Raw genomic sequence first — 7,043 nt, 5'->3', positions numbered from 1 at the left:
CGGTTAGGAGCTTCGAAGCTTTAGTAGATTTTATGGAAATAATAATATAAATTCTTAGTGAAATTATATTCCTTCCTGGAGATTATATAATCAATTTTTTCGGCATCACGGCATTCAAGCTCTAACGAACAATTTAGTTAATTCTTTTACGTAGTTTTTTTAGTGCTTCTATTGAAGGATATGGTTTTGGATGTTTTAGTGCCTTATTTATATTTGCTATCGCTTCTCTCTTTTTACCACTTCTATATTCTGCATCAATTAAATAATATAAATATTGTGGCGTTTCTCTTGTTCTATTAATTAAATCTTTATAATATTCCTCAACCTTTTCAAAATAATCTCTATCATATTTGAATGTTTTTTCTAAGTTATCTCCTCTAAATGAATATATTTGTACATTATAAGCTTCTCCAGTTTCATGAGTCCACAAAACAATATCTGATACACCATTTCTTCCATCATCAAATTTCACTACTTCAACTTTAGAATAGTTTATCTTATCGCCTCTTAATAATTTATTAAATTTATTTTCTTTAAACTCTATTATATCTAAAACAGACCATATTGATGCAATTTCCCATCCAATAAGTATATTATTAGTAGACTTTGACCTTAATTTAGTAATAACTAAATCAGATACATCATAACCTTCTCCTACAATTGTATCTAAATGCTTTATTCCTCCTTCAACTTCTCTAAATACAGATATATACTGAGTATTTTTAGACTTATATCCACAAATTATTTCATTATTTCCATCTCCATCAATATCCTTATTAATTAATCCATTGCTACCACCAAACTTATTCAAATTAATAAGAATTGTATCATCTGGAAGTTGACCTAAAATTTCTTCTTTAATATCATTATTTCTATTTACAATAGAAATATCTTCTCCATTGTTAGCAATATACTTATTTAAAACCTTAGTTTCATTATTTTTCAAAGAAATCAAACTATTAATTTCTCCTAAAACATTACTATTATTAACTCCTGTTATTTTTTGATAAACTAATAAATTTATTAATTCATCCTCTAAGTCATATATTAAATCTACTCTATTAATATATGAAACATTAGGCTTCTCGTTAGTTTTTACATTTCCAGCTCTATCATAAATGTGCTTCAAATAATTTTTATCAACATTTGTAATATCTAAAATATATTTTCTTTCATATGATTGACACACAACCTCTATTTTATATCCATCTAAATACCTTGAAGTACATTTATGGTTTTCTGAAAAAGCTTCACTATTAAATATTTCCACTATTTTCCCATTATCATATTTATATATTAAAGAAACGGCATATCCCCCTGAACCGCCTGCTTCTCCATAAATATATATATCATCACTATTATTACTAGAAAATTTCCCCAAAAAAATTTTAATATTATATCCATTAATCTTTAAAGGATATTCTTCTATATTATTATTTTCATCCTTAATAACAATAGTTGCTCTTTCAACATAATTGCTATCTTCATGTAAATACTCACCTTTTAAAATTACTATTTCTTCTTTTCCATTCCCATAAATATTACCATTTTTTATATCGATAACAGATTCTTTACTCATATTTATTTCCTTTTAATTATTCACACTATATACTATTCTTTAATCTTACAAAGTGAAAATACTTATTAAATTATATTATAATTCTATACTTTTAAAACAAATTTCTTCATTTGAAACATTTTTTAGAAAATATACTACATTTTTCACTTATCTATTGTTATAATTAGTTAGAGAAAATAAAATTTAACATATGAAACTTAAATTGAGGTGGAAAATGAAAGATTTTTTTAATAAATTACAAGATAAAATTTTAATAATTGATTATTCTGGTAAAATCTTATTTTGTAATAATACTTTATTAAATCAACTTCAGTACAAATTAGAAAGCATTAGTAATATATATAATCTAATAATTAATCCTAAGATAAAATTTGATACTATAGATATTAATTGTAATAAAGAATTTATTGTAAATATATTAACAAATTATGGTTCTTCAATTCCCTTTAGGCTAAATTTATCATCTATTACTTTTAATAATTCTGATAGTATTTTAATTTTATTAACTGATATTGCATCTAAACACTTATTATCAGAAAATTTAGAGGAAAATTTTAAATTTCGTACCAAGACTGAAAAAGAATTATCTTTTCTTTTAAAAACAGCTACTGATATAACTTCTATTATGTCTGTTGATGGCTCATTTATAAAAATTAATGATGGTTGGTACAATGTTTTAGGTTATACTTTAAGTGATCTTGCTTTCAAAAATTGGTATGATGTTATTCATGAAAACGATATTGATATGATTAAATCTCTAATAAATAATAGTATAGTTACTGAATCAATTTTAGAGTCCTGTACTAGAGTCATAGATAAAAATAATAATATTAAGTGGATTCATTGGAGCTTTTCTTATATTGAAAAAGAAAATATTATTATAACAACTGGAAGAGATATAACTGAAGAAAAAAGATTAGAGGTAGAGAAAAAACTTATAGAAGAAGCTCTTCAAGTTGAAAGTATAAAAAATGAGTTTTTTGCTAATATATCACACGAATTTAAAACTCCATTAAACATAATTCTAGCTAGCTTACAGATTATACGTCAAAATATAAACAACAATAATATAATTATATCTGATAGTTTTAATTTTGATAAATATATTTCTTCTATTAAACAAAATTCTTATAGATTGTTGAGATTAGCTAACAATCTTATAGATATTACTAAAATAGATACAGGGCATTATGAAATTCATAAAAAAAACTGTAATATAATTTCAATAATAGAAGATATAACTCTTTCTGTTGCTCAATATGTTAATGATAAAAATATAGAATTATTATTTGATACTTCAGTTGAAGAGCTTATAATTTGTTGTGACCCTGATAAAATTGAAAGAATAATGCTAAACCTTTTATCAAACGCAGTAAAATATACAAACTCTAATGGTTGCATTGCTGTAAATATTGATACTACTGATACTGATGTTATAATTTCAGTTAAAGATACAGGAATTGGTATATCTAAAGAAAATCAATCTATAATATTTGAAAGATTTATGCAAGTAGATGATACTCTTACAAGAAAATGTGAAGGTAGTGGAATTGGTCTATCTTTAGTCAAATCTTTAGTGGAAATGCATGGTGGTAAAATTGCTGTTTATAGTATTGAAAATATTGGCTCAGAATTTATATTTACATTACCTAAAACTGTTATACCTAATTCTACAATTATATATACTCTTGATGATACTAGTCATTCTAAAGTTGAAAAATGTAATATAGAGTTTTCTGATATTTATACAATATAAAAATTAATATATTAACCTCAATCCAAGATTGATTTTATATACAACCTTGAATTAAGGTTAATATATTATTCTATTGTTAATCCATTATTTTTACTGTTGGGAATAAAGTGACTATCTTTTAGACTTTCCCCGTATTAGAAAATAACAGAATACAAATTGTACCCTGTTATAATTAGAATTACATATTATTTTAATATCCGTTATATACAGCAATTGCCCTTACTAAGCTTGCTTCCCCTTGAATTTTTAATGGTTGTGCAAATATTTGTATTTCCTCACTATATAATAATTTATTTAAATTTGTTAAGTTTTCTAAAATAAATATATCATTTTCAAATAATTTTTTATGAATTTTAAATTCACCATTATCAGGTGAAGGCATATCTATACCTAACATCTTAATTTTCTTCTTAATTAAAAGTTCTGCAAACTCCTCACTAATTATAGGATGGTCTGTATAATATTCTTTTTTTCCATAAAAACTATCCCAACCTGTAAATAATAAAACTATATCATTTTCTTTTATATCCTTATAATATTCATCTTTTATTCCTATTACTTTTTCACCACGTACATCTAATAATACTGCATTACCAATAAATCTATCTATTGAATATTCAGAAATGAATTTTTTATTTTTAGACATATGCATCGGTGCATCTATGTGAGTTCCTACATGCATAGATGTAAAAAATGAATATAAATTAAATCCATCTTTTTCATAATCCTTTTCTTTATTTGAATTTAGCTCCATATCTCCTGGATAAACAGGCATTTCACTTTTTATATCATAAGATAAATCAACATACTTCATAAGTTCCCACGTACTCCCTTTTGTATAATTATATTAATAAAATTCCCCACCTTTTGTTCACCTATTTTACTATATTTTCATTTAATTTAAATATTTAGAAGTTTAAAAAACTTATTACATTTGAATTTCCTTATTAATATATTATCTTTCTCCTGTACTTCCAAAACCACCACGATCAATATTATTAAATAATTCTACTTCTTCAAATTCTATTTCTGGCATTACTTCCATAATTCTAAATTGACCTATCTTATCACCTTTTTTTATCCAAGTTCCATTTTCATCTTTAGCTTGTAAGCAATATACTGGCATATGCCATTGATCATTATCACCTATATATGTATCATCAACAACTCCTAAACTATTTGTTTGAATTACTCCCCAAGTTTTAAATGTTGAACTTCTTGGTGCTAAATGCCCCTCCCATCCTTGTGGCAACTCTAACGCAAATCCTAATGGTACCATCGCCTTATCATTTAAAGGCACAAATATATCTTCATTTGCATAAACATCTATCCAATTTCCTTTACTAATTTTTTTTAATTTAGTTGCATCATCAAAATACTTTATTTTTATTTTCATAGCTTAAAACCTCATTTCTTTTGTTTAAAATCATTTTATCATATTTTTATTATATAAAATAATTTATTCACTATTTCTCTATTTATAAACTAGAGTTAGAGTATTTAACTTCCTAATATACTCTAACTCTATATCAATCCTTACTATTTTATCATTTTTACACTATTTTGGATATTTTTTTATTTTATTAACTATAATAATATATTCTTCCCGTAAATCTTTATTAATAGTTACTTCATTCCATTGAATATATGTTGGTTTTTCAAAATACTTTCTATTTAATATTTCTATAATCCTATAACTTCCCTCTGGCAAATTATCAAATACTACAATTCCATTTATATTGGTTAATTTTGAGCTTACCAATTTAGGCGATAGTCCATTTAGTGCATAAATATTTATTTTAGCTTCTGATATAGCCTTACCCTTTCTATCCCCTAATCTTACATCAACTGTAATCTTTCCTCTTATTACTTGTTTAATGTATTCATCATTTTCTTTTATCCTCTTATTTTCATTTTTTGATACTGATTTATTTTTTCTATTTGCTTCTAAATTATTATTGTAATTTATAGTCTTACTCTCATTTGAAGCTTTATTATTAATATAATTTTCAACTTCATCATCATCTACTAGTGTTGCCCCTTGAATTTCAATACTGAAACCATTTTTTAAATTATATTTATTACTTTCTTCTTTCCTAACATCTCTGTTTTTACTTTCATTATTTACTACTTCATCTTTATTTACCGTTTCCGTTTTTACATCAATTATAGGAACACTCTCTTTTGATAATTCTCCATTGCCTACTATTGTATCTTTATCAATTGATTTATACTCTGCATCTAAATCGCTATCAAAATCATCATATATCCTGATACGCATAAAAACCTCCTAAAAGCATATATTTACATAATACGCAATTAGAAGTTCTTTTGTGATAAAAATATTTATTTTTAAATCATTTCTTTAATACATCTATAGAAAGTCTTTTTAAATAACTTAAAGGATAATTTAATTCTACCTTTATAACTAGCTATAAGTGTAAATATTATTATAAATACCAAAATAAATTTACTTATATATAGAATCTACTGTCGTATGATTTTCCAACACCCATTTTTTCCTCCAAGGCTTTATATTTCTACTATAATTTTATCATAAATATAAAACTTTATACATAAAATTAGATGAATTTTGTAAATAATATAATTATATTGCATATAAAGGGGATCTTTATAAAATACATTTATAGAAAAGAGGAGTTTAAATTATGAGAAAACTTTTATCAAATTTAATCATTTTTACACTTTTAGGATCATTAGCTTATCCACACTTAAATACCTATAGTGAAGATGGTAATAAAAAAGATACTCCTAAGAAGGTTGTATATTTAACCTTTGATGATGCTCCTGGAGGAAATGTAACAGTAAAAACCTTAGATATACTAAAAGAAGAGAACGTACCGGCTACTTTCTTCATAATTGGTGAACAAATAAAAGGTCAAGAAGATATAATTTTAAGAATGAAAAATGAAGGTCATAGCATAGGGTTACATAGTTTTACTCATGAAAGGTCTAAATTATATAGCTGTACTTCAGGTTTTATTAATGAAATGAAGCAAGTTCAAAAAGCTCTTTATGATGTTACAGGAGAAAATTACTATATATTAAGATTTCCTTTTGGAACAAATAATAGCACATATAGGTTGACTAAGGAAATGGTAGATGCAGTTCATTCAAATAATTTTAAAATTTATGATTGGACTCAAGACACTTTAGATGGAGCTAACCCAAACTCTTCACCTGATACTATATTGAATAGATCAATATCAACCCAAGATAATGTTGTTGTTTTAATGCATAATGCTTATGCTAACAAAAATACTTCACAAGCTATAAGAGGAATTATTAAATATTATAAAAGTCAAGGCTATAGCTTTAATAAAATAACCGTAGATACCCCTGAAATATATCACCTTCTTAAGAGGTAATTGAATTCTATTGCGCACCACGTGGAAGCGAAAAAATGAAATATTTATTTTTTCTTTTTCTATGTGTTTGCTTATAACACCACCTTTATAGTTAATGTTTTCTGCTACAAATTTTTCTGGTATGATAGCTAACTTGTATATTAATATTATTAGTTTATTTAAAGATCAGTAATTCATAATATAAAATATAGCATAAGTCGTTAACTTTTAAGGTGATAACACGGTAAATTGTATCTTTAAGCTTAAAAGCCAGTGATAAAGAAAAATTAATGATATTATTGGAAGGAATATTGTAATTAAGTTTTAGAATTTAATTGTT

The 7,043-nt window shown here is 24.6% G+C and carries 6 protein-coding genes; 2 read left to right on the top strand and 4 right to left on the bottom strand.

Going from position 1 to position 7,043, the window contains the following annotated elements; genetic code table 11:
- Positions 1 to 133 precede the first annotated feature (133 nt).
- Entirely contained in the window at positions 134 to 1,579 is a 1,446-nt protein-coding gene (locus Q0Y03_RS14875; RefSeq protein ID WP_297714582.1) for a hypothetical protein, read from the bottom strand.
- A 214-nt stretch (positions 1,580 to 1,793) separates the two neighbouring features.
- Here Q0Y03_RS14875 and Q0Y03_RS14870 point away from each other — a divergent pair, with 214 nt between their 5' ends.
- The gene (locus Q0Y03_RS14870; RefSeq protein WP_297714581.1) at positions 1,794 to 3,335 is read left to right on the top strand and encodes a PAS domain-containing sensor histidine kinase; all 1,542 of its coding nucleotides are present in this window, start codon (positions 1,794 to 1,796) and stop codon (positions 3,333 to 3,335) included.
- A 190-nt stretch (positions 3,336 to 3,525) separates the two neighbouring features.
- On the opposite strand, the gene Q0Y03_RS14865 is transcribed toward Q0Y03_RS14870, so the two are convergent.
- The 3 genes from Q0Y03_RS14865 to Q0Y03_RS14855 all read right to left on the bottom strand — a co-directional run bounded on the left by Q0Y03_RS14865 (position 3,526) and on the right by Q0Y03_RS14855 (position 5,616).
- Positions 3,526 to 4,149 carry a cyclase family protein gene (locus tag Q0Y03_RS14865; RefSeq protein ID WP_297714580.1) on the bottom strand — a complete coding sequence of 208 codons (624 nt, stop codon included), beginning with the start codon at positions 4,147 to 4,149 and terminating at the stop codon, positions 3,526 to 3,528.
- A 141-nt stretch (positions 4,150 to 4,290) separates the two neighbouring features.
- Positions 4,291 to 4,731 (bottom strand): deoxyuridine 5'-triphosphate nucleotidohydrolase, encoded by a 441-nt coding sequence (locus tag Q0Y03_RS14860; protein ID WP_297714579.1) that lies wholly within the window; start codon positions 4,729 to 4,731, stop codon positions 4,291 to 4,293.
- A gap of 162 nt (positions 4,732 to 4,893) precedes the next feature.
- Complete coding sequence (locus Q0Y03_RS14855; RefSeq protein ID WP_297714578.1) at positions 4,894 to 5,616, bottom strand: prealbumin-like fold domain-containing protein; 723 nt, start codon at positions 5,614 to 5,616, stop codon at positions 4,894 to 4,896.
- Between the two features lie 388 nt (positions 5,617 to 6,004).
- Here Q0Y03_RS14855 and Q0Y03_RS14850 point away from each other — a divergent pair, with 388 nt between their 5' ends.
- On the top strand, positions 6,005 to 6,724 hold the full coding sequence (locus Q0Y03_RS14850) for a polysaccharide deacetylase family protein (protein ID WP_297714577.1): 720 nt from the start codon (positions 6,005 to 6,007) through the stop codon (positions 6,722 to 6,724).
- The last annotated feature ends 319 nt before the right edge of the window (positions 6,725 to 7,043 follow it).

The sequence above is a fragment of the Clostridium sp. genome (assembly GCF_026168755.1).
Taxonomy (GTDB): Bacteria; Bacillota; Clostridia; order Clostridiales; family Clostridiaceae; genus Clostridium.
This window is presented reverse-complemented; position numbering and strand designations above follow the sequence as displayed.

Coding starts and splice junctions, on each gene's coding strand:
- Q0Y03_RS14875 (WP_297714582.1), bottom strand. CDS start 1,579: ATGAGTAAAGAATCTGTTATCGATATAAAAAATGGTAATATTTATGGG.
- Q0Y03_RS14870 (WP_297714581.1), top strand. CDS start 1,794: ATGAAAGATTTTTTTAATAAATTACAAGATAAAATTTTAATAATTGAT.
- Q0Y03_RS14865 (WP_297714580.1), bottom strand. CDS start 4,149: ATGAAGTATGTTGATTTATCTTATGATATAAAAAGTGAAATGCCTGTT.
- Q0Y03_RS14860 (WP_297714579.1), bottom strand. CDS start 4,731: ATGAAAATAAAAATAAAGTATTTTGATGATGCAACTAAATTAAAAAAA.
- Q0Y03_RS14855 (WP_297714578.1), bottom strand. CDS start 5,616: ATGCGTATCAGGATATATGATGATTTTGATAGCGATTTAGATGCAGAG.
- Q0Y03_RS14850 (WP_297714577.1), top strand. CDS start 6,005: ATGAGAAAACTTTTATCAAATTTAATCATTTTTACACTTTTAGGATCA.